The sequence below is a fragment of the Microbacterium sp. LRZ72 genome (genome assembly GCF_033792225.1).
GTDB lineage: Bacteria > Actinomycetota > Actinomycetes > Actinomycetales > Microbacteriaceae > Microbacterium.
Window position 1 is genome coordinate 156,603 of record NZ_JANGEX010000002.1, and the last position, 21,191, is coordinate 177,793.

The following is a 21,191-nucleotide window of genomic DNA, read 5'->3' on the forward strand; positions in this document are numbered from 1 at the left end:
TGCTCCCGACCCGGGTGGATCCCCGGTATCCGCGAGTTCGGCCACTCAAGAGGTCGCGAGTCGCACTCGATCGTGGCCGACTCGACCGGGCGCCTTGCCCGATGTGATGAACGTACGACCGCGGCTCACCGCGGGTGTATCCGACACGCCCCGCGCGAGGTTACGGGGCGGTAAATTCGCTCGTCACCACCCGCGCAGCTGGCTGAACGAGGCCAGCGCGCCCTCGACCATCCCGAGCGTCTCGGCGCCGGTGCCCACGTGTGCCGACACACGCACGGCGCCGGCCCGTGTCGTGCAGGTCACGCCGTGGTTGACGAGGGATGCTGCGAGCGCACCGGTGGCGTCGGCGCCCGGCACGAGCGTGACGATTCCCGCCCGGCGTCCTGCGTCACGCGGGGTGAGGGTTGCCAGGCCGTGACGATCGGCGAGCTGCAGCAGCTCTCCCGTGCGGGCGACCAGGGCCTCCTCGATGAGGGGGACTCCGACCTGCTGGGCCTCGCGCAGACCGGCGGCCAACCGGGCCGCCGCCATCTGGTCGGGCGCACTGACCGTGAAGCCGCGCGGCGCCGCCGCGGCCGCGGGAACGGAATCCGTCGTCGGCTCGCGCACGGTGCCTGCCCGGCCGGAGAAGACGGGCGTCAGCTCGTCGCGCGCACGATCGCCGAACCATGCGAATCCCGTGCCCCGGCCGGCGCGCAGCCAGGTGTGTCCCGCGCCGCAGACGACATCGGCGGCGGCATAGTCCGCCTGCACGACGCCGAACGCATGCACGGCGTCGACGATCAGGAGACGCTCGCCGATCACCTCGCGCAGCGCCGACAGATCGGCCCGGTATCCCGTGCGGTGATCGACCAGGCTGACCGCGACGGCTCGGGTGGCGGGCGTCAGGGCGTCGCGGACGACCTCGGGCGTCAGGTACCCCGCCGGCGGGTCGACCCACTGCGGATCGACGACGTGCAGGGCCTCGGCGGCGCGTGTCACCGCGACGGTGAGCGCCGGGGTCTCGGTGCGTGAGAGCAGGATGCCGCCCGTGACGCCGAAGACGGCCTGCATGAGCCCGTCCGTCGTCGAAGGCTGCAGCACCACGGCGTCCTCACGCCCGCCCACCATCTCGGCGACCAGCGCGGAGGCGGCGGCAGCATGCTCGCGCACGAGTTCCATGCCGGCGCGCCGTCCGGTGCCAAGCAGCTCGACATCGGCCAGGGCCTCCTGCCGCACGGCGTCGGAGAGCGGGCCGAAGACGGCCCAGTCGAGGTATCCGGGCTCGAGGTCGAAGCTCGCCCGGTACTCCTCCATGCTCCCCACGCCTCATATTCTGGCATGGCGCCGACCGGCGGCGGCGCCGGCGTCAGCCGCCGAACCGGCGATCGCGCGTGACGTAGTCGCGGATCGCCCGCAGAAAGTCCACCTCGCGCAGATCCGGTCCGAGCGCCTCGACGAAGTAGAACTCGCTGTGGGCGCTCTGCCACAGCAGAAAGTCCGACAAGCGCTGCTCGCCCGAGGTGCGGATCACCAGGTCGGGATCGGGTAGACCGCCCGTGTACAGGTGCTCGCCGATCTGCTCCGGCGTCAGGCTCTCGGCGAGCTCTTCGAGCGAGCCCCCGCCGACGTGGTGGGCCGCGATGATGCTGCGCACGGCGTCGACGATCTCACTGCGCCCGCCGTAGCCGACCGCGAGATTGACGTGCATGCCCGTGTTGGCCTTCGTGCGGTCTTCGGCCGAGGCCAGCACCCGCGCCAGATCGGGGGGGAGCCCCGCCGCCCGGCCCACGTGCTTGATCCGCCAGTCCCGCTCCCCCGACACCCGCTCGGCGAGCTCGGCGATGATCTCGAGCAGGTCGTGCAGCTCGCGCGAGTCGCGCTTGGCCAGGTTGTCGTGCGAGAGCAGGTAGAGCGAGACGACCCGCACGCCCACGTCGTCGCACCACGTCAGGAACTCGCGCATCTTCGCCGCGCCGGCCCGGTGCCCGTGCGCCGCGGACGAGTAGCCGAGCTGCCGCGCCCAGCGCCGATTGCCGTCGATCATCATCGCGACGTGGTGCGGCACGGCATCCGCGCGGAGGGCGCGTCGCAGCCGCGTGATGTACAGCCGGTACAGGGGCCCTCGGCCCTCGTTCATCCGGCGTCCGCTCACGGATCTACGCTACTACCGCGACGCTCATGTGCCCCTGAGCGTATCCGCGCAGCCGTACGCTGAAAGGGTGACGCACTCCGAGCACGACAGCACACCCGAGGTGCCCGCGCTGCCGCTCATGGATGCCGCCGACGTCGATGCGAACGTCGAGATCCGGCCCACCTGGCGCGGCTGGATCCACGCGGCCATCTTCCCGATAGCGGTGGCGGCGGGGATCGTGCTCATCGTCCTGGCGCAGGGGGCCCCCGCCAAATGGGCCTCTGCCGTGTTCATGGCCACCTCCCTGCTGCTGTTCGGCAACTCCGCGCTCTATCACCGCTTCGACTGGGGCGCGCGCACGAGGGCGGTGCTCAAGCGCATCGACCACGCCAACATCCTGCTGCTGATCGCCGGCACCTACACGCCGATCGCCGTGCTCGCGCTGCCGCCGGCCAAGGGAACGCTCCTGCTCACGATCGTGTGGAGCGGTGCGCTGCTCGGCATCCTCTTCCGCGTGTTCTGGATCGGGGCGCCCCGGCTGCTCTACGTGGCCCTCTACGTGGCACTCGGCTGGGCGGCCGTGATGTACCTCGTCGATCTGATGCAGGCCAACGTGGCGATGATGGTTCTCGTGCTGGTCGGCGGCCTGCTCTACACCGCGGGTGCGGTCATCTACGCCCTCAAGCGACCCAACCCGTGGCCGGGGCACTTCGGCTTCCACGAGATCTTCCACGTCTGCACCGTGCTGGCGTTCCTCTGCCACTGGACGGCGGCGCTGCTGATCGCCCTCGACCCGATCTACAACCGCTGAGCGGCATCCGGCGTTTCGTCTCGCTGCGCCCGCTCAACGCCCGGGGGCACTTCGTCTCGCTGCGCCCGCTCAACGTCCGGACGGACCGGCGGCACCGCCGTCGGGGCCGTCAGGCTCGGCGTCATCCGCCGCCGACTCTTCGCTCGTGCCCGCGCCCTGGTTCTGTTCGGCGTCGAGGCGTTCGTCGATCTCGGCGCGGTAGCGGGTGCGGCGCACGCGCCGAAGCATGTCGGCGATCAGCACGATGACCGCGATGACCAGGATGACGATGACGGCGAATCCGGCGAAGCCCGGGGTCACCAGCTCGTCGGGCGGGGTCGTCGGCGACGGCGTGCCAATGGCGGAAGGGATCGCCGCGAAGGCGATCGCGGTCGTCGCAGACGCGATCATCGGCATGCCCTCCTCCCCGCACGCACAGCGCGTAGCCTGGAGATTCCAGCCTACCGCCCGCCACGAAAGCTCCCGTGACCGCTTCCTCCCCCGCGCCCCCACCCCTCTCGGCGCGCTCCCGCGCCGAACCCTCGAGACTCGACCTGCGCTATGGCCGCACGCCGCAGCGTCGCCGTGTCCGCGTGATCGCGGGCGTCGCGGCGATCACGGTCGCGGCCGTCGTGGTCGGCTGGTTCGCCCTCGCCACCTCGCAGGGCAGCGTGCGGGCCGACGACCTCGGATACGAGGTGACGGACGAACGAAGCGTCGAGGTCGCCTTCCAGACCAGCGGACCGGCGGATCGTGCCATCGCCTGCGCCGTCGAGGCCCTCGACGAGGAGTTCGGCGTCGTGGGCTGGCGCGTCTTCGTCTACCCGCCGAACGGCGAGACGACCCGGAGTTTTCGCGAGAGTGTGCCGACGGTGGCACTCGCGACGACAGGTTTGGTGAACGCGTGCTGGGTCGCCTAAACTCCTGATCGACGCCCTGGCAGGTTGCCGGGGCGTTTTGGTCTATCCAGCCCTCTGCGCCGAGCGATCGGCGCCCGATCCTCGAACGAAGGAGAAACCGTGTCGAATGACGCACCGGTCACCTTCCTCACCCAGGATGCGTACGACCGTCTCAAGGCAGAGCTCGACCAGCTCTCGACGGTCGGCCGCGAAGAGATCGCCAAGCGCATCGAGGCGGCGCGTGAAGAGGGTGACCTGAAGGAGAACGGCGGGTACCACGCCGCGAAGGACGAACAGGGCCGCCAAGAGGCACGCATCCACAGTCTCAAGCAGCTGCTCGCGTCGGCATCCGTGGGAGACGCCCCCGACTCCGGCGGGGTCGTGCAGCCCGGCACCGTCGTGCGCGCGAAGGTCGCCGGCCGTGAACTGCGCTTCCTGCTGGCCAACCGAGAGCTGGCCGGCGATTCCGAGCTGGATGTCTACAGCGAGGCGAGCCCCCTGGGGGCCGCCATCCTGGGTCTGCGCGAGGGCGACACCTCGAGCTACGAGACGCCGAACGGCCGGGAGATCCCGGTCGAGATCATCGCCGTCGAGACCTACGACGGCCGCTGAGCGCGAACCAGGTCAGTCCGGCACGACCATCGGACGGAATCCGGCGCTCTCGAGCGTCGCAAGCGTCAGGACCTTGTGGTCCTCGCCCCGCGTCTCAACGCTGATCTGCAAGACGACCTCGCTGATCTGCAGCCCCTGGCCATGCCGGGTGTGCAGCACCTCGATGACGTTCGCGCCCGCCTCGGCGAGCAGCTCGGACACCCGGGAGAGCTGGCCGGGCCGGTCGGGCAGAGGAATGCGCATCGTCATGTAGCGACCGGATGCCGCCAGGCCGTGCGCCACGACGCGCTGCAGCAGCAGCGGGTCGATGTTGCCACCGGAGAGCACGGCGACCGTCGGCCCCGTCGGCTGAACCTTGCCGGCGAGGATCGCGGCGACGCCGACGGCTCCCGCGGGCTCGACGACGACCTTTGCGCGCTCGAGCAGCACGAGCATGGCCCGGGCGATGTCGTCGTCGGTGACGGTCACGACCTCGTCGACGAGCTCGCGGATCATCGCGAACGGCACATCGCCGGGGCGCCCGACCATGATGCCGTCGGCGATCGTCGGGCTGGTCTGCACCTCGACGGGTCGCCCCTGCTCGAGGGACTCGGGATAGGGCGCCGCGTTCTCGGCCTGCACCCCGATGACACGCACGGTGCGGCCCGCCGCGGCCGCCCGCGCTTTCACCGCACCGGCGACACCCGCGATGAGCCCTCCCCCGCCGATGCCGACGAGCACCGTCTCGACCTCGGGCATGTCCTCCACGATCTCGAGCCCCAGGGTGCCCTGCCCCACGACGATGTCGCGGTGATCGAACGGGTGGATCTGCACCGCTCCGGTGCGCTCCGCGAACTCGCTCGCGAGCCGCAGGGGCGTCTCCACCGTGTCGCCCTCGAGGATGACATCGGCGCCGTACCCGCGCGTGGCCAGCAGCTTGGGGACCGGCACGCCCATGGGCATGAAGATCGTCGCGGGGATGCCGAGCTCCTGCGCCGCCAGAGCCACTCCCTGCGCGTGGTTGCCGGCCGATGCCGCCACGACCCCGCGGGAGCGCTCCTCCGCCGTGAGCCGGCTGAGCCGGTATGCCGCGCCACGGATTTTGAAGGACCCCGTGCGCTGCAGGTTCTCGAGCTTGAGCCGCACCGGCACGCCGAGCACCTCTGTGAGGTGCTTCGAGTACTCCAGCGGCGTGTGGCCGATCACGTCGCTCAGGAACTGCGCGGCGTCTTCGAACTCCGCCAGGGTCGGCAGATCGGTAGCGACATCGGGAACGGTCATCGAGACCTCCTGGTTCGGGGAACGGTGCTCCAGATCAGATCGGCAGAGACGGGGCCCGGTCTCTCCCAGCCTCGCTGGCCGATGTAGACGGCGACGACGTTGACGAACGCCGCGAGGGGAACGGCGAACAGCGCGCCGGGGATGCCGCCGATCATCGCGCCGCCCGCGACGACCAGCACCACGGCGAGCGGGTGGACCTTGACCGCCGACCCCATCAGCAGCGGCTGGAGCACATGGCTCTCGAGCTGCTGCACGACGAGGACGACGACCAGCATCCAGAAGGCGATCCACGGGCCGTTGTAGACCAGCGCGAGGAAGATGGCGACGGCCCCGGTGACGATCGCTCCGATGAACGGCACGAACGCACCGAGGAACACGAGCACGGCGATGGGGATCGCGAGGGGCACCCCCAGCAGGAACGCGCCGAGACCGATGCCGACGGCGTCGATCGTGGCGACGAGCAGCTGCGTGCGGGCGTAGTTGACGACGGTCTTCCACCCGGCACGGGCGGCGCCGTCCACGGCGGGACGGGCATCATGCGGGAACAGGCGCACCGTCCAGCGCCAGATCCCGCCGCCGTCGGCGAGCGTGCAGAGCAGGATGAACAGCGCCAGCAGCGCTCCGGCCGCGACGTGCCCGAGTGTGGACCCGAAGGCCACGGCCCCCGAGAGCAGCAGCTCGGCCTGCTGCTGCACCAGCTGCCAGCCCTGCGCGAGCCAGACGTCGATCTGCTGCGGGGTGAGGTGCAGGGGGCCGTCGATGAGGAACTGGCGCAGCTCGAGCACGGCGTCCACCGTGCGCCCCTGCACACTCGCCCACTCGCTCGACACCTGCCAGATCACGAGCCACATCAGGCCGCTGACGATCGCGAGGGTGACCAGCACGGCGACGACGATCGCGATCCAGCGCGGCACGCGGTGCCGCAGCATCCAGGTGAATCCGGGCCAGAGCAGCGCGGTGAGGAGGATCGCGATGAGGAGCGGGACGACGAGCAGCTTGAGCTGGATGATCAGGAAGATGGCGACGGCCGCGGCACCCGCGATCACCAGGAAGCGCCAGGCATATGCCGTCGCCAGACGCAGGCCGCGCGGGATGGCGGGTGTGAGATCCGACGTCACCGTGCGCTCGCGCAGCGCGTCGGCGAGCCGGCGGCGGGGCGGGGGCGCGGATTCGTTCACGCGCCAATTCTAGGAGCCGCACCATGCGGCCGTCGGCATCGACGGGATCAGGCGCCCGCGCAAGCGGGAACCCGGCCCGTCGCGGCACGGCGCGCCGCATGGCTCCCGCGCCCCCGCGCGAGAGGAGGACTCTCGCGCCACAAGAGGCCTCTCGCACGCAGAAAGTCCTCGCCTCGCGCGAAAGTCCTCACGCACGCACGCCCCTGCGCCGGCCGCCCGACCGCGCCCGGCCCGGCTACGGTGGACCCGTGACACGCGGCAGGATATTCGCTCTCGTCGGCGGCGGAGTCGTCGTCGCCGGCATCGCTGCCGCGCTGATCGCGTGGTGGCTGCTGTCGCAGCCGCCGAGCGCCCGCGACGCCGCGGCGCGGTATCTCGAGGCTCTCGCGGCATCCGATGTGACGTCGATCGAGCGGATGCTGCCGGACGAGCTGTCGGCCGACGAGCGCGACGTGCTCACGGCCGCCTACGCGGGGGCGAGCGAGACGATCGCCGAACCGCGCGTCGAAGAGGTCGGTGAGCAGCGCGCGGGCCGCGTGGCGGTGCGCGCCTCCGCGGACCTGGGCGGCGAGCGCCGCAGTTTCGAGGTGCCGTTGGTGCGCGAGGACGACGGATGGGTGCTGGGCGGGGAGGCCCTGGCGGCCGTGACCGCCGGGACCACGCGCGGCGATGCCGTGCGGCTCGGCGATGCCCTCGTCGTCGCGGGCGAGCCCGTCGCGGTGCTGCCCGCGCGATACCCCGTCTCTCCCGCGCCCGCCCAGGTGCTGAGCGGCGGCGCCGAGACCGTCGCGCTGCCGGGCGACGAGAGCGAGATCACGATCGAACCGGACGTCACGGACCAGGCGCAGCCGCTCGCGCAGAGCGGGCTGGAGGACTATCTCGAGGACTGCGCCGGCGGTGCGGCGAGCGTGCCCGAGGGGTGCGGCATCCGCATCCCGTGGGGAGCCGAGCTCGCGACGGCGGACGACTTCGCCTACCGCATCGACCGGATGCCGCAGCTCGAGCTCGCGGCCGAGGATTCCTCGTTCCTCGCCACCGGCGGCGACTACGTCGTGACGGTGACCGGCACCGACCGGGAGGGTGCCCCGGCATCCGTCACCTATCGTGACGACGACTGGACCGTGCGCGGTGCGCTGCTGTTCGCCGGCGACGAGATGGTGCTGCAGGTCTGGTGAGGGCGCGCGCGAGCGGCTAGAAGCGTCCGCCGATCTCGTGCAGGCGCTCGATGCGGTCCGGGATGGGCGGGTGCGTCGCGAAGAGCCGGTTCAGCGAGTTCGCACGCAAGGGGTTCGAGATCCACAGGTGCGCCATCGACGAGTTCGCCTTGCGCATGGGCTGCGCGTGCTCCTGCAGCTTCGCCAGCGCCGATCCCAGGCCCTCCGGGTCGCGGGTGGTCAGCGCGCCGGTGGCGTCGGCGAGGTACTCGCGCTGCCGCGAGATGGCCGCCTGGACCACACCCGCCAGCAGCGGCGCGACGATCGCGGCGACGATGCCGAAGAGCATGAACACCAGCTGCGCCTGATTGTTGCCGCCCCGGCGCATGCCGCCGAAGAAGGCCATGCGCATGAGGATGTCGGCGATCAGGCCGACGGCGACGACCAGGCCGAAGACGAGCAGCGAGACCCGGATGTCGTAGTTGCGGATGTGCGCGAGCTCGTGCGCCAGCACGCCCTCGAGCTCCCGATCGGTCATGATGCGGCGCAGGCCCGTGGTCACGGCGATCGCGGCCTCTTCGGGCTTGCGCCCTGTGGCGAAGGCGTTGGGAGCGTCGTCCTCCACGACGTAGACCTTGGGCATCGGCGTGCCGGTGGTGATGCAGAGGTTCTCGATCGTGTTCCAGAGGCGCGGATCATCGGACTTCTCGATCTGCACCGCCCCGGCCATGGCGAGCGCCTCACGTCCGGCGAAGAAGTACTGGAAGGCGGCGTAGGCACCGGCACCGATCACGACGCCCCCGGTGATCCACCAGTTGTTGCCGGCGAGCCAGCCGCCGACAAGACCCAGCAGGCCGAGCACCAGCACGAAGCCGATCAGGATGAACCATGTGTTGCGCTTGTTGCGCGCGATGGCCGAGTACACGCGCCCCCTCTAGCCGACCGGACGGATCAGAACTGCACGCGCGGCGGCTCGGAGATCGCCGCGCCGTCCTCGACCTCGAAGAACTCCCGCTCGGTGAATCCGAGGTTGCGGGCGAAGAGGTTGTTCGGAAAGACGCGGATCTTGGTGTTGAGCTCGCGCACGCCGCCGTTGTAGAACCGGCGCGAGGCCTGGATCTTGTCTTCGGTGTCGACGATCGACTGCTGCAGCTGCAGAAAGTTCTGGCTCGCCTGCAGCTGCGGGTATGCCTCGGCCACGGCGAACAGCGACTTGAGCGCCTGCTGCATGTGACCCTCGGCGACCCCCGCCTCGGCGGGCGTCTCGACCGACATCGTCTCGGCCCGCGCCTTCGTCACGTTCTCGAAGACCCCGCGTTCATGCGCGGCGTAGCCCTTGACCGTGTCGACGAGCTGTGGAATCAGGTCGGCGCGGCGTTTGAGCTGCACCGTGATGTCGCTCCACGCCTCATCGACGCGGATCTTGAGTTGGACGAGCGAGTTGTACGTCGCCCAGAGGTAGATGCCGACGATCGCGACGAGCGCGACGACGATCAGGACGGGGATGAGCCATTCCCACATTGGAGTTCTCCTGCACGACCGGAAGCGGACCCGCCCATCCTACCGAGCGGGGCTGACCGCCCGCCGAGCATCCGCGGGCGGGAGCCGTGCCCCCGCCGGGATTCGAACCCGGACTGAAGCGATTTTAAGTCGCCTGCCTCTGCCGATTGGGCTACGGGGGCGCCGCGCTGTCGAGTCGGTGGCGCCTCACTCAGTATCGCCGACGCGGGCGGATGCCGCCGGTGCCGCGTGCTCCGACGCTGCGCCCGCCGACCCGTCCGTCGCCGGCCCCGTGCTCTCGCGAGCCGTCTTCGCCCACGAGGTGCGACCCGCCGCCTGCCGGATGAGGGCCACGGCGAGCACGGGGAAGACGACCCACGAATAGAGCGTGTAGGGGATGACGAGCACCAGCGCGGCGAACGGCGACCACCAGCGGCGCCCCCGCAGCGCGAGCGACGCCACGCCCGGCCCGAAGGACAGGCCGATGAAGAAGACGAGCACCCACCAGTGGGTGGGCCGATAGGTGAACCCCTCCGCGAGCGCCAGCACGATCGACGTGACGAAAGCCACCCCCGTCAGCAGCTGCAGCGCGGGCGTGAGCAGGTACCAGACGGCATCCACCCGCGCCGGCAACGGCAGACGCGGGCGGGCGACGCCGCCGAGCAGGCTGAACGCCTGCCACGCGCCCTGCGCCCAGCGCACACGCTGGCGATACAGCCGGCGCACCGAGTTCAGGCCCTGCTGGTCCACCGAGACGTCGTTGACGTGCACCGACGCCCAGCCGGCCTGGATCATGCGCACCCCGAGGTCCTGGTCCTCGGTCAGCCGATCCCGCCATGGGCCCTCCCCCGCATCGACGCTCTCGAGCGCCGCGAGCCGGGTGAACTGGCCGTTGCCCCCCATGTTCGCCGTGCCCCACCACGACCTGCCCGCCTGATAGACCAGGCCGAACGACGAGAACTCCACGTCCTGCGCCCACGTGAGCCATCCACGGCGGTTGTAGATGCGCACGAGCGTCTGCACGCCGCCCACCCCGCCGTCGGCGAACTGCCGCGCCGCGGCATCCGGCGCGTTCGCATCGAGCCTGCCGTCGGCGTCGACGACCACGATGATCACCCGATCCGCGGTGAAGGAGGCGTAGCGGGGCTGGGTGAGCAGGTGCTCGCGCACGTGCCGGTAGCCCGCGTTCAGTGCCGCGGCCTTGCCCTGGCGCGCGTCGGGCGGGGTGCGGGTCAGCACGCTCAGCCGCGGGTCGTCGATCGATGCGAGGATCTCGCCGGTGGCGTCGGTGGAGCCGTCGTCGATGACGAGGAACACCGCGTCGGTCGCGTTCGTGGCGCGCAGGCGGGCGATGCTGTCGGCGATCGTCACCTCTTCGTTCAGCGCCGGGACCACGAAGACCCAGAGAAAACGGGATTCGTCCGGCGGCGCCCCCTCCGGTCGCCGGGCGAGGGCGTCCCGTTCGCGGCGCCGGGTGAGGGCGGCGAAGCGTCCCGCCGCCGCAAGCAGAGTGACGATGGAGATGAGCGAGCAGACGATGATGCCCAAGACGACCCAGAAGAGCACCTGCGCCCAGATCGGCAGCGGGCTGAACAGATCGCCGATCATCGCCGGGGCCCCGCGCTGTGCAGACCGCTCACCACTGCTCGCCCCAGGGATGCACCCAGCCGACCTCGACCGGGTCCTCGCTGCCGGCGGCGTGCAGCACGGCGCGCCGATCGAATCCGGGCGGCCCGAACGGCTGCGGCGGGCGGGTGTCGAAGATCAGGTGCTCCATGCCGCGCACGATCCGCTGCGCCGCGTGGCCGTCGCCGTAGGGGTTGCGCGCCGTCGCCGCGCGTGCGTGCGCGCGGGGGTCATCGAGCAGCCGCCCGGCGACCGCGACGATGCGCTCGGTGTCGGTGCCGACCAGATGCACGGTGCCGGCATCCACCCCCTCCTGCCGTTCGGTGCTCTCGCGCACGCACACGACGGGCGTGCCGAGGGAGGGCGCCTCCTCCTGGATGCCGCCGGAGTCGGTGATCGCGATGGCGGAGCGGGCGAGCAGTCGAGCGAACTGCGCATAGCCCATCGGCCCGACGAGCGACACGTTCGGCTCGTCCGTCAGACGCCGTCGCATCACGACCGCGACATCCGGGTTGGGGTGCAGCGCCACGACGAACCGCACGTCGCGGTGGCTCTCGGCCAGGATGCCGACGGCCTCCGCGACGCGCTCGAGGGGTTCGCCCCAGTTCTCGCGCCGATGCGCGGTCACCGCCACGACGCGGATGCGCTCGTCGGCTTCGATGTCGGCCAGCTGCGGGTCGCCGAAGGGCAGCTCGAGCTGCGCGGCGATGTGCAGCGCGTCGATCGCCGTGTTGCCGGTCACGAACACCTTGCCGGCGCGGATCCCCTCCCGGATGAGGTTCTCCTTGTTGTGCTCGGTGGGTGCCAGATGCCAGGCGGCGATGCGGCTGATGAGCTGGCGGTTCAGCTCCTCGGGAAACGGCGAGAGCGTGTCGTTCGTGCGCAGTCCGGCTTCGACATGAACGACGGGCAGGTGCAGATGGAACGCAGCCAGCGCGGCGGCCGCGGCACTCGACGTGTCGCCGTGCACGAAGCACGCCGCCGGATAGCCCGTCGAGTACGGCGCCTCACTGGGCGGCGCGGGCGGTCCGAATCGGTCGTGCATGTAGCGCTCGAGGTCCACCAGCACCGCGGCGTACAGCTCGTTGAGCGTGCGCGGGGCGGGCGGCAATTCGAACGTCACGTCGGGTTCGATGCCGCCGATCTGCAGCACGCGGGCGACGAGTTCCGCATGCTGCCCGGTCGAGACCACCACGGGCTCGAATCGGGAGCTGCCGCGCACGGCGACGATGAGGGGCAGCATCTTGATCGCCTCGGGGCGCGTGCCCACGACGAAGACGGCGTGCAGGGGCGCGCGCGGGGGGAGTTCGGGCATACGTCCCACGGTATCGATCACGAGACGTATGCCCGTGCATCATGCTCCCCGGCGCGCGGGCAGGCGACTCAGGCGGTCTTTTCGCTCTCGGCCTTCTTGGCGGAGTTGCGGGGCTCGGCCGGCGGCGTGACGGCGGGCTGCGGCGGGCGCGGGCGCGCGGCGAACTCCTCGAACACGTAGCGTGGATTCTGCACGGCCTGCAGGTTGACGAGGTCGCGCCCCAGCCAGAAGTTGTTCCACCAGCCCCACAGCACGCGCCACTTGCGTTCCCACGTCGGCATGGCCAGGCCGTGGTACCCGCGGTGCGCCAGCCAGGCGGGAAGACCGGTGAAGCCGATATTTCCCTTCTGGAATGCGCCCTCGTAGAGCCCGAGCCCCGCGACGGCACCGAGGTTCTTGTGGAAGTAGTCGCGCGGCTCCTCGCCGCGCAGCACGGCCGTCACGTTCTGTGCCAGCAGTTTGCCCTGACGCACGGCGTGCTGGGCGTTCGGCACGCAGTAGCCGCCCACGCCGCCGCCCGAGAGGTCGGGAACGGCCGACACATCGCCGGCGGCCCAGGCGCCCTCGACGATCTCCTCATCGGACCCCACGCGCAGGTCGGGGCGGGTGCGGATGCGGCCGCGCTCCTCGACGGGGAGGTCGCTGCCCCGCACCACCTGCGGGTTGGCCATCACGCCGGCCGTCCACACGATGATGTCGGACGCGAAGGTCTCGCCGGTCGAGAGCTCGACGTTTCCGTCGAGCGCGCCCTTGACCTGCGTGTCGAGGTGCACGTAGGCGCCTCGCTTGGCGAGGTTGGCGAGCACCTTCTCGCTGGTCTTCATCGAGACCTCGGGCATGATGCGCCCCATCGCCTCGATCAGGTGGAAGTGCGTGTCGTCGAACGTCAGCTGCGGATACTCGCGCAGCAGCGACGACGCCAGCGACCGCAGCTCGGCGAAGATCTCGATGCCGGCGAAGCCGCCCCCGACCACGATGACCGTCAGAAGACGGTCGCGCTCGGGGCCGGGCGGCAGAAGCGCGGCCTTGTCGAAGTTGGACATCAGACGATCGCGGATGGCGACCGCCTCTTCGATGGTCTTCAGCCCGATCGCGTTCTCGGCGATGCCCGGGATGGGGAACGTGCGCGAGACGGCCCCCGCCGTCACGATGATCTGGTCGTACTCCTCCTGCCAGGTGTCCCCGGTGTCGGCGGTGACCGTCGCGACGCGGTTCGCGTGGTCGATGCCCGTCACCTTGGCCGTGAGCACGCGGGTGCGGTTGAGGTGCCGGCGCAGGGCGACGACCGAGTGACGTGCCTCGATGCCCCCGGCCGCGACCTCGGGAAGGAAGGGCTGGTAGGTCATGTACGGCAGCGGGTCGACGATCGTCACCTCTGCCTCGCCCCGGCGCAGCTGCTTCTCGAGCTTCCACGCCGTGTAGAAGCCCGCGTATCCTCCCCCGACGACGAGGATGCGGGGGGTGTCGGTGCGTGCGACGGCTTCAGACGTGGCGGTGCTCACGATGAGGGCGACTCCTTGGCGGTGGTGCGGTCCGGCGTGCGCGATGCGCGCGTCGATCTGGCGAAGCGGGCGGCTGCGGTGACGCCAAGCGCGACCAGGATACCAGCGACGGTCGTCGCGACGAGGGGCAGTGTCCCATACCGCAGACTGTCTTCGGAAGGCAGCAGCGCGGAATCGCCGCGCGTGGGTCCCTCACGCGGCGGCAGCTCCGGGATCACGACCTCCTCGGTCGTCTGCTCGGGCTCGGGGTTCACCTCCGCACGGCGATAGATGCGGATCCACTCCGCCAGGCTGCCCATCGGGTTCTCGGTCACCTGTGGGACGGACCCCGAGACCGCGGCGGCGGCATCCACGATGCCGTACCCATAGAGCGGGTCGGGTCGATCGGACTGATCGGGAGCGGGCGCGGCCGTCTCGACGAGCCGGTTGATGACGTTCGCGACGTCGGCGCCCGGGTGCGCGGACCGCACCAGTGCCGCGATGCCCGCGACGATCGGCGCCGCACCGCTCGTGCCGCTCCAGCGCACGATGCGACCGTCGGCCGAGACCCCGAGCAGATCCTCGCTCGGCGCCGAGACGCCGATGGTGATGCCCTGCGTCGACGCGTCGACGCTGGCCGTGCCGTCGGGGTCGACGCCGGCCACGGTGAGCACGCCCGGGATGGTGGCGGGAGCGCCCACGCGGGTCGTGCCGCTGCCCCGGTTGCCGGCGGCGACCACCACCACCACGTCGTTGTCGTACGCGTACTCGAACGCGTCGTCCCAGAGCGGATCCCAATCGAGGGTGTTCGTCGTGAAGGACAGGTTGATCACCGTCGCCCCGTTGTCGACCGCCCAGCGGATGCCGTCGGCCACCTGCTCGACGAACGGCGTCTGCGCCGCGCCCCCGAAGCCGACCGACACCGACAGCAGCGATGCCTCGGGGGCGACGCCCACCATGCCCTCGCCATCGCCGGTCCCGCGCGCAGCCGCGAGCGAGGCCACCCACGAGCCGTGGTTCGAGTCGAGCGCACCGACGGGAGTGCGCCCGTCCGGTGTGCCCGCGCCCGAGACGTCGGTGCCGCCGGCGACCGCGCCGTCGAACTCGGGCGGGCCCGCCCCGATCCCGGTGTCGATGATCGCGATCGTCTGGCCTGCGCCACGAGTGGTCTCCCAGGCCTCGCGCACGCCGAGCGAGTCGAGCCAGTACTCCGCTTCGCGCACCGGGTCGTCCGGGTCGTCGGCGAACGCCGGCACGGCGTGGGCCGCCTCGATGCCCGCGTGCGACGCGTCGCCGCGCGGCGTCGCCGCGGCCGGTGCCGTCGCGGTCAGCGACAGCGCCGCTGCGCAGAGCACCGCGACGATCGCACGGCCGGCCCTCATGCCGCCGATCCGGGTTCCGCGCACGCGCAGCGGTCGGGCGACCAGCGTGATCGCGCGAGGGCACGATCGCCGATCGGATTGACGCCCGGACCCGCTGCGAGCGCGTGTCCGGCCAGCGCGTGCAGGCACTTGACGCGAGTGGGCATCCCCCCGGCCGAGATGCCCTCGATCTCGGGCACGTCGCCGTACGCGGCCCGGTCGGCCAGGTAGGCCCGGTGCGCTCGCGCGTACTCCTGCTGCAGCCCGGCGTCGGCCGAGAGCTCGTCCTGCAGCTCGGCCATCACGTGCGTGGCTTCGAGCTCGCTCATGGCCGCGGTCGCCGCGGGATGCGTGAGGTAGTAGAAGGTGGGGAACGGCGAGCCGTCGGCGAGCCGCGGCGCCGTCTGGACCACCGTGGGGTTGCCGCACACGCAGCGCGCGGCGATCGCCGCGACGCCGCGCGCGGGACGACCCAGCTGGGCCTGCACGACGGCGAGCTCGGCCTCGGTGGGCGCGGGCGCGCCGGGACGGAAGATCATGCCCTCAGGCTATCGGGGGCCGGCACGGAGCAGCCTGAGCGTCCCCCGGAGCGCGGCGCCGAGCGCACCGCCCGACCGTCAGGGAGCCGGCCGGATCGTGCCCGCGACCCCCGCGGCGGTGACCGATGCCAGCAGCTGCGACATCCAGTCGGTGCGCGTCTGCGTGATGTCGGCGCTCACCGGCTCGTCGGCCGTCGGCTGCAGCTGCTCGTCGAGGTCGTTCTGCACGAGGTAGACGACCTCACCGGGCCGCACGTAGTACAGCCGCTCCCGCGCCTGCGTCGTGATGTAGGCGGGATCGCTCCAGCGCTCCCGCTGCGCCTCGAGCTGCTCGACCTCGTCCTGCCCGGCCTGCACCGACTGCTCCAGCGCGGCGATGCGCTGTCGCTGCTGCACGAACGTGCCGAACGTCGGCATGAGCACGAAGGCCGCGAGCACCACGAGCCCCAGCATCACGACCATGAAGCCCGACAGACGGATGCCGCCGAGCCACTCCCGCACGTCGACCTGGCGCCGCGGCGGCCGCGCCCGCCGCTCACGCCGTCCCCGCACCGCCGCGGCCGGAGGCCGGCGGCCCGGTGCGGCCGCCGGGGGCGGCGCGTCGCCGCCGAACATGCCGGAGGGGGGAGCCGGCCGTCTCGCCATGACTCCCCCCTCCTCGCACGTATGCGTGTGTCGCTCAGCCCTTGTAGCGCGGGAAGGCGCCGCGACCGGCGAACTCCGCCGCCTCGCCCAGCTCCTCCTCGATGCGCAGAAGCTGATTGTATTTCGCGATCCGCTCGCTGCGGGCGGGCGCGCCGGTCTTGATCTGACCCGCGTTGGTGGCCACCGCGAGGTCGGCGATCGTGGTGTCCTCGGTCTCGCCCGAACGGTGCGAGAGCATCGCGGTGTATCCGGAGCGGTGCGCCAGGCTGACGGCATCCAGGGTCTCGGACAGCGTGCCGATCTGGTTGACCTTGACCAGCAGCGAGTTGCCGACGCCGCGGGCGATCCCGTCCGCGAGGCGCGCGGGGTTGGTCACGAACAGGTCGTCGCCGACCAGCTGCACCTTGGCGCCGAGGCGATCGGTCGCGGCCTTCCAGCCGTCCCAGTCGTCCTCGCTCAGCGCGTCCTCGATGGTGACGAGCGGGTAGTTGGCGAGCAGCTCGTCGTAGTAGTCGGTGAGCGACTCGGCGCTCCAGGTCTTGCCCTCGAAGTGATACGCGCCGTCGCGGTAGAACTCCGTCGCCGCGACGTCGAGGCCGACCGCGATGTCGGAGCCCGGGGTGTAGCCGGCCTTCTCGATCGCCTTGAGCAGAAAGTCGAGCGCCTCGCGGTTGCTGGGCAGGTCGGGCGCGAAGCCGCCCTCGTCGCCCAGGCCCGTGGCGAAGCCGCCCGCCTTCAGCTCGCCCTTGAGCACGTGGTAGGTCTCGGTGCCCCAGCGCAGCGCCTCGGCATAGGTGTCGGCCCCGTGCGGGACGAGGAAGAACTCCTGGATGTCGACGCCGGTGTCGGCGTGCGCCCCGCCGTTGATGACGTTCAGCAGCGGAACGGGGAGCACGTGCGCATTCGGGCCGCCGAGGTAGCGGAACAGCGGCAGATCGGCGCTGTCGGCGGCCGCCTTCGCGACGGCGAGGCTGACGCCCAGGATCGCGTTGGCACCGGTGCGCTTCTTGTTCTCGGTGCCGTCGGTGGCGATCAGCACCTCGTCGATGACGCGCTGCTCGCTCGCGTCGATGCCCTCGATCGCGGGCCCGAGCTCGTCGATGACGGCGGCGACGGCCTTCTGCACGCCCTTGCCGCCGTAGCGGTCCTTGTCGCCGTCACGCAGCTCGTACGCCTCGAAGGCGCCCGTGGACGCGCCGGAGGGCACGGCCGCACGCTGCACGATGCCGTCGTCGAGGAGCACCTCCACTTCGACCGTCGGGTTTCCTCGCGAATCGAGGATTTCGCGAGCGCCTACTGCCTCGATGAGTGCCACGGTTGGTTGCTCCTTGTTCGTGAGCTGAAGGTGGATGAGAGCGTCGTCGGCCCGCGTGCAGTCTAGCCAGAGCGTGTGCCGGCGACACAGGGTGAGTCAGCCGAGGGGCTTGAGGTCGAGCCCGTCGGCCGTCGTTCCCGCCGAGACGGTGGCGAAGGCGGTGTAGCCGTCGGATGCCGCACGCTCGAGCAGCGCCTTGAGGTTCTTCGTGCGCGTCTCGAGCCGCACGCGCGACCCGCCGGAGATGAGGGCGGCCTTCACCCGCAGCAGGTCGGCGACCGGCACGTCGCGATCGTGCACGAGCACGACGGCGGATGCGGCCGGCTGCTCGTCGCGGGCCACCATGTCGACGATCCGCTCGAAGCCGATCGAGAAGCCCACCGCCGGCACCTCCTGCCCGAGGAAGCGTCCGATCATGCCGTCGTAGCGTCCGCCGCCGCCGAGCGAGAAGCCCACCGCGGGGTGGGCGAGCTCGAAGATCGTGCCGGTGTAGTAGCCCATGCCGCGCACCAGGAACGGGTCGAACACGAGCGGCACCGCGGCATCCACGCCCTCCCCCGACGCCGCCCGCGCCTGGGCGACGGAATCACCGAGCGCGACCAGGTGGGCGATGACGTCGTCGGGCGCTCCCTGCGGCAGCGCGGCGCGGATCTCGCTCTCGCCGTAGGGCGCCTCCGCGGCCGGCTGCGGACGCGCGAGGAACGCCTCGAGGGCCGACACGGCGGCGGCCTCCGCCCCGCGCTCGCGAAGTTCGGACACGACCCCCGCCGGCCCCACCTTGTCGAGTTTGTCGATCGTGATCAGCACGGCCGGCAGGTCGGCGTCGGCGAAGCCGAAGCTCGCCAGCATCCATTCGAGCACCCGCCGGTCGTTGACCCGGACGCTCGCCTCGCGCAGGCCGAGGGCCGCGAGCACATCGAGGCTCGCCGCCATCAGCTCGGCCTCGGCGCGCGCGGTCGCATCGCCGATGATGTCGATGTCGCACTGCACGAACTGGCGGTAGCGCCCCTTCTGCGGGCGCTCGGCGCGCCAGACCGGGGCGATCTGGATCGCGCGGAACACGGCCGGCAGCTCGCCCCGGTGGCTGGCGTAGAACCGGGCGAGCGGCACGGTCAGGTCGTAGCGCAGGCCGAGGTCGGCGAGCGCGGCGGGGTCGTCGGCGGCGGCGCGGATGCCGTCGGCATCGAGTCCGCGCTTGAGCACGCTGAACGAGAGCTTCTCGTTGTCGCCGCCGAGGCCTGCATGCAGACGCGCGTAGTCCTCGACCACGGGGGTCTCGATCTCGTCGAAGCCGTGCGCGCGGTAGCGGTCGCGGATGACGGCGAGCACGCGCTCGCGGCGGGCCTTGTCGGCGGGGAGGAAGTCGCGCATGCCGCGCGGCGGATTCACGGATGGCACTCCCCCATCCTCCCATCCGGCCGGGCGGCACCCGCGCAGGTCGCCCGGGGCTGGCCGGGTCAGCGCGATTCGGCGGCGCGGATGTCGGTCTCGAGGGTGCGCAGGCGCTCGCGCAGGGCACGCTCGGCGTCCCAGCCACGCTCGCGGGCCACGGCGACGAGCCGCAGCAGCTCGTCGCCGAGCTGAGCCTCGGACGTGAGGGGCGGGGGTGTCGTTTCGTCTCGCTCCGCTCGCTCAACGACCGAGGGCTCCGCTCGCTCAACGACCGGGGGGTTCAGCGGGGGCGGCGATGCGCCGACCGCCGCGCCGCGGCCGAGCATCTTCTGGGCCAGGGCGAGCGAGGGCATGCCGGGGGCGATGCCCTCGAGCGCGCTGCGCCGCTCGCGCTTCTCTTCGGCCTTCGCCGCGTTCCAGAGCACGAGCACCTCGTCGGGAGTGCGGGCGATGGCGTCGCCGAAGACATGCGGATGCCGGTGCACCATCTTCGCGGTCAGGTCGCGGGCCACATCGTCGATGTCGAAGGCCGCCGAGTCGCCGACTGGATCACCGGAGCCATCGTGTTCGGCGCCGGCCCGCGCGGCGATCTGGGCGTGGAAGAGCACCTGCCACAGCACGTCGCCGAGCTCCTCGCGGATCTCGGCGGGCGAGCCGCGCTCGATCGCGTCCACGAGCTCGGCGCTCTCCTCGATCAGGTAGGGCGCGAGCGCGCGATGGCTCATGCCCTGCGACCACACGCAGCGCTCGTGCACCGCGCGCATCACCTCGGCCGCCTCGCGGAGCGGGTCGCCGCTCCGGGTCAGGCGACCGCCTCTTCCACCGCTCTGCGCCGGTAATGCCATGCCCGCCACGATACGAGCACCGCCGCGACCAGCAGCGACACGACCGACCCGGCGAGCACACCGAGAGTCGCCTGGTCGCGCACGAACGCCTCGTCGGCGAACGCGAGCTCGGACAGCAGGAGCGAGACGGTGAACCCGATGCCGCCCAGGGCTCCTGCCGCGAGCAGGTCGCCGAAGCTCAGATGCGGGGCCGCCCCGCCGGTGCCGATGCGCATCGAGATCCACCCGAACACGCTGATGCCGATGATCTTGCCGACCGGGAGCGCGACGAGCACGCCCCAGAACGCGGGGGAGAGCTCCGACACCGACAGCGCCGGGATCGCGACGCTCGCCGCTGAGAAGGCGAACAGCGGCAGCACGATGGCATTGACCCACGGCTCGAGCTCGTGTCGCGTGCGCAGCGCCGGGCGCTGCGCCATCGCCAGGCCCAGGGCGACGCCCGCGATCGTCGCGTGCACGCCCGACTCGTAGACCAGGCCCCACGTGACGGCGCCGAGAACGACCAGGGCGATCGCGATCGGCAGCTTCGCACGTCCATCGAGCTGCCGGCTGAGGAAACCGAACACGACGACGAGCACGGCCGCGAGCGCGAGCAGACCGATGTTCACGTCGTTCGTGAACAGCACCGCGATGAAGATGATGCCGACGATGTCGTCGAGGATCGCGAGGGCGAGCAGGAAGATGCGGATGCCGGAGGGCAGGCCCTTGCCGAAGACGGCGAGCACGCCGAGGGCGAAGGCGATGTCGGTGGCCGTCGGGATGGGCCACCCGCCCGACGCCGGCGAGCCGAGGGCGAAGGCGAGGTAGACCGCGATCGGGACGAGCACGCCACCCGCGGCGGCGATCGCCGGCTGCAGGGCCTTGCGCGCCGAGTTGAGCTCGCCGTTGGTCAGCTCGAACTGCAGCTCGACGGCGACGACGAAGAAGAAGACGGCGAGCAGGCCGTCCTGCACCCAGTGGCTGATCGACATCTCGAACACCCCGGGGATGCCGAGGTAGGTGCCCTTCAGCTCCTCGAGGCCGAGTCCGAGGGGTGAATTCGCCGTCGCGAGGCCGATGGCCGCGGCCACGAGCAGGACGATGGCGGGAAAGCGGGCAGAGCGGAGCAGCGTCACACGGATCCTTCCGTCGGGCGGTGGGTGGGCGCGCACGCACGCCGCCGACCA

General features: G+C 71.4%; 21 protein-coding genes and 1 tRNA gene. 4 read left to right on the plus strand and 18 right to left on the minus strand.

What is annotated here, in order from left to right; all coding sequences use genetic code 11:
- Positions 1-183: 183 nt before the first annotated feature.
- Both M4I32_RS03220 and M4I32_RS03225 read right to left on the minus strand, forming a co-directional pair.
- Positions 184-1,296: an aminotransferase class V-fold PLP-dependent enzyme gene (locus M4I32_RS03220; RefSeq protein ID WP_319033342.1), complete on the minus strand. Its 1,113-nt coding sequence runs from the start codon at positions 1,294-1,296 to the stop codon at positions 184-186.
- Between the two features lie 52 nt (positions 1,297-1,348).
- Positions 1,349-2,119, minus strand: a complete 771-nt coding sequence (locus M4I32_RS03225; protein ID WP_319033343.1) for an isoprenyl transferase — start codon at positions 2,117-2,119, stop codon at positions 1,349-1,351.
- A gap of 133 nt (positions 2,120-2,252) precedes the next feature.
- On the opposite strand from M4I32_RS03225, the gene trhA reads away from it, so the two are divergent.
- Positions 2,253-2,924, plus strand: a complete 672-nt coding sequence (gene trhA / locus M4I32_RS03230; RefSeq protein ID WP_319033344.1) for a PAQR family membrane homeostasis protein TrhA — start codon at positions 2,253-2,255, stop codon at positions 2,922-2,924.
- A gap of 69 nt (positions 2,925-2,993) precedes the next feature.
- Here the strand turns inward: trhA and M4I32_RS03235 are convergent, their stop codons facing one another.
- Positions 2,994-3,314, minus strand: a complete 321-nt coding sequence (locus M4I32_RS03235; RefSeq protein WP_319033051.1) for a hypothetical protein — start codon at positions 3,312-3,314, stop codon at positions 2,994-2,996.
- Positions 3,315-3,388: 74 nt separating this feature from the next.
- Here M4I32_RS03235 and M4I32_RS03240 point away from each other — a divergent pair, with 74 nt between their 5' ends.
- Together M4I32_RS03240 and greA are read left to right on the plus strand one after the other, a co-directional pair.
- Positions 3,389-3,823, plus strand: a complete 435-nt coding sequence (locus M4I32_RS03240) for a DUF4307 domain-containing protein (protein WP_319033052.1) — start codon at positions 3,389-3,391, stop codon at positions 3,821-3,823.
- A gap of 99 nt (positions 3,824-3,922) precedes the next feature.
- Positions 3,923-4,414, plus strand: a complete 492-nt coding sequence (gene greA, locus M4I32_RS03245; RefSeq protein ID WP_319033053.1) for a transcription elongation factor GreA — start codon at positions 3,923-3,925, stop codon at positions 4,412-4,414.
- Between the two features lie 12 nt (positions 4,415-4,426).
- Here the strand turns inward: greA and ilvA are convergent, their stop codons facing one another.
- Entirely contained in the window at positions 4,427-5,674 is a 1,248-nt protein-coding gene (gene ilvA / locus M4I32_RS03250; protein ID WP_319033054.1) for a threonine ammonia-lyase, read from the minus strand.
- On the minus strand, positions 5,671-6,852 hold the full coding sequence (locus tag M4I32_RS03255) for an AI-2E family transporter (RefSeq protein WP_319033055.1): 1,182 nt from the start codon (positions 6,850-6,852) through the stop codon (positions 5,671-5,673). The genes ilvA and M4I32_RS03255 overlap by 4 nt, the downstream gene beginning before the upstream one ends.
- Before the next feature lie 248 nt (positions 6,853-7,100).
- On the opposite strand from M4I32_RS03255, the gene M4I32_RS03260 reads away from it, so the two are divergent.
- Complete coding sequence (locus M4I32_RS03260) at positions 7,101-8,027, plus strand: hypothetical protein (RefSeq protein ID WP_319033056.1); 927 nt, start codon at positions 7,101-7,103, stop codon at positions 8,025-8,027.
- 16 nt (positions 8,028-8,043) lie between these two features.
- On the opposite strand, the gene M4I32_RS03265 is transcribed toward M4I32_RS03260, so the two are convergent.
- From M4I32_RS03265 to nhaA, 13 genes are all read right to left on the minus strand, one after another.
- The gene (locus M4I32_RS03265; protein WP_319033057.1) at positions 8,044-8,931 is read right to left on the minus strand and encodes a M48 family metallopeptidase; all 888 of its coding nucleotides are present in this window, start codon (positions 8,929-8,931) and stop codon (positions 8,044-8,046) included.
- A 26-nt stretch (positions 8,932-8,957) separates the two neighbouring features.
- Positions 8,958-9,527 carry a LemA family protein gene (locus tag M4I32_RS03270; RefSeq protein ID WP_319033058.1) on the minus strand — a complete coding sequence of 190 codons (570 nt, stop codon included), beginning with the start codon at positions 9,525-9,527 and terminating at the stop codon, positions 8,958-8,960.
- Positions 9,528-9,614: 87 nt separating this feature from the next.
- Positions 9,615-9,688 (minus strand) — tRNA-Leu (locus M4I32_RS03275).
- A 25-nt stretch (positions 9,689-9,713) separates the two neighbouring features.
- On the minus strand, positions 9,714-11,114 hold the full coding sequence (locus M4I32_RS03280) for a glycosyltransferase family 2 protein (protein ID WP_319033059.1): 1,401 nt from the start codon (positions 11,112-11,114) through the stop codon (positions 9,714-9,716).
- Positions 11,115-11,142: 28 nt separating this feature from the next.
- Positions 11,143-12,447, minus strand: coding sequence for a non-hydrolyzing UDP-N-acetylglucosamine 2-epimerase (gene wecB, locus M4I32_RS03285; protein WP_319033060.1), 1,305 nt, complete (start codon positions 12,445-12,447; stop codon positions 11,143-11,145).
- Positions 12,448-12,515: 68 nt separating this feature from the next.
- Positions 12,516-13,949: an NAD(P)/FAD-dependent oxidoreductase gene (locus tag M4I32_RS03290; RefSeq protein WP_319033061.1), complete on the minus strand. Its 1,434-nt coding sequence runs from the start codon at positions 13,947-13,949 to the stop codon at positions 12,516-12,518.
- Complete coding sequence (locus M4I32_RS03295; protein ID WP_319033062.1) at positions 13,946-15,310, minus strand: S8 family peptidase; 1,365 nt, start codon at positions 15,308-15,310, stop codon at positions 13,946-13,948. The genes M4I32_RS03290 and M4I32_RS03295 overlap by 4 nt, the downstream gene beginning before the upstream one ends.
- Positions 15,307-15,828 carry a DUF501 domain-containing protein gene (locus tag M4I32_RS03300; protein WP_319033063.1) on the minus strand — a complete coding sequence of 174 codons (522 nt, stop codon included), beginning with the start codon at positions 15,826-15,828 and terminating at the stop codon, positions 15,307-15,309. The genes M4I32_RS03295 and M4I32_RS03300 overlap by 4 nt, the downstream gene beginning before the upstream one ends.
- Before the next feature lie 78 nt (positions 15,829-15,906).
- Entirely contained in the window at positions 15,907-16,473 is a 567-nt protein-coding gene (locus M4I32_RS03305; protein WP_319033064.1) for a septum formation initiator family protein, read from the minus strand.
- Positions 16,474-16,507: 34 nt separating this feature from the next.
- Positions 16,508-17,788, minus strand: a complete 1,281-nt coding sequence (gene eno, locus M4I32_RS03310; protein ID WP_319033065.1) for a phosphopyruvate hydratase — start codon at positions 17,786-17,788, stop codon at positions 16,508-16,510.
- A gap of 96 nt (positions 17,789-17,884) precedes the next feature.
- Entirely contained in the window at positions 17,885-19,159 is a 1,275-nt protein-coding gene (hisS, locus tag M4I32_RS03315) for a histidine--tRNA ligase (protein ID WP_319033345.1), read from the minus strand.
- Between the two features lie 86 nt (positions 19,160-19,245).
- On the minus strand, positions 19,246-20,025 hold the full coding sequence (locus M4I32_RS03320; protein ID WP_319033066.1) for a MazG family protein: 780 nt from the start codon (positions 20,023-20,025) through the stop codon (positions 19,246-19,248).
- Entirely contained in the window at positions 19,983-21,140 is a 1,158-nt protein-coding gene (nhaA, locus tag M4I32_RS03325) for a Na+/H+ antiporter NhaA (RefSeq protein ID WP_319033067.1), read from the minus strand. Before nhaA ends, M4I32_RS03320 begins: the two co-directional genes overlap by 43 nt.
- Positions 21,141-21,191: the final 51 nt, after the last annotated feature.

Excerpts from the sequence above, each read along its gene's own strand:
- M4I32_RS03220 (WP_319033342.1), bottom strand. The coding sequence starts at position 1,296 with ATGGAGGAGTACCGGGCGAGCTTCGACCTCGAGCCCGGATACCTCGAC.
- M4I32_RS03225 (WP_319033343.1), bottom strand. The coding sequence starts at position 2,119 with ATGAACGAGGGCCGAGGGCCCCTGTACCGGCTGTACATCACGCGGCTG.
- trhA (WP_319033344.1), top strand. The coding sequence starts at position 2,253 with ATGGATGCCGCCGACGTCGATGCGAACGTCGAGATCCGGCCCACCTGG.
- M4I32_RS03235 (WP_319033051.1), bottom strand. The coding sequence starts at position 3,314 with ATGATCGCGTCTGCGACGACCGCGATCGCCTTCGCGGCGATCCCTTCC.
- ilvA (WP_319033054.1), bottom strand. The coding sequence starts at position 5,674 with ATGACCGTTCCCGATGTCGCTACCGATCTGCCGACCCTGGCGGAGTTC.
- M4I32_RS03270 (WP_319033058.1), bottom strand. The coding sequence starts at position 9,527 with ATGTGGGAATGGCTCATCCCCGTCCTGATCGTCGTCGCGCTCGTCGCG.
- M4I32_RS03280 (WP_319033059.1), bottom strand. The coding sequence starts at position 11,114 with ATGATCGGCGATCTGTTCAGCCCGCTGCCGATCTGGGCGCAGGTGCTC.
- wecB (WP_319033060.1), bottom strand. The coding sequence starts at position 12,447 with ATGCCCGAACTCCCCCCGCGCGCGCCCCTGCACGCCGTCTTCGTCGTG.
- M4I32_RS03295 (WP_319033062.1), bottom strand. The coding sequence starts at position 15,310 with ATGAGGGCCGGCCGTGCGATCGTCGCGGTGCTCTGCGCAGCGGCGCTG.
- M4I32_RS03300 (WP_319033063.1), bottom strand. The coding sequence starts at position 15,828 with ATGATCTTCCGTCCCGGCGCGCCCGCGCCCACCGAGGCCGAGCTCGCC.
- M4I32_RS03305 (WP_319033064.1), bottom strand. The coding sequence starts at position 16,473 with ATGGCGAGACGGCCGGCTCCCCCCTCCGGCATGTTCGGCGGCGACGCG.
- hisS (WP_319033345.1), bottom strand. The coding sequence starts at position 19,159 with ATGCGCGACTTCCTCCCCGCCGACAAGGCCCGCCGCGAGCGCGTGCTC.
- M4I32_RS03320 (WP_319033066.1), bottom strand. The coding sequence starts at position 20,025 with ATGGCATTACCGGCGCAGAGCGGTGGAAGAGGCGGTCGCCTGACCCGG.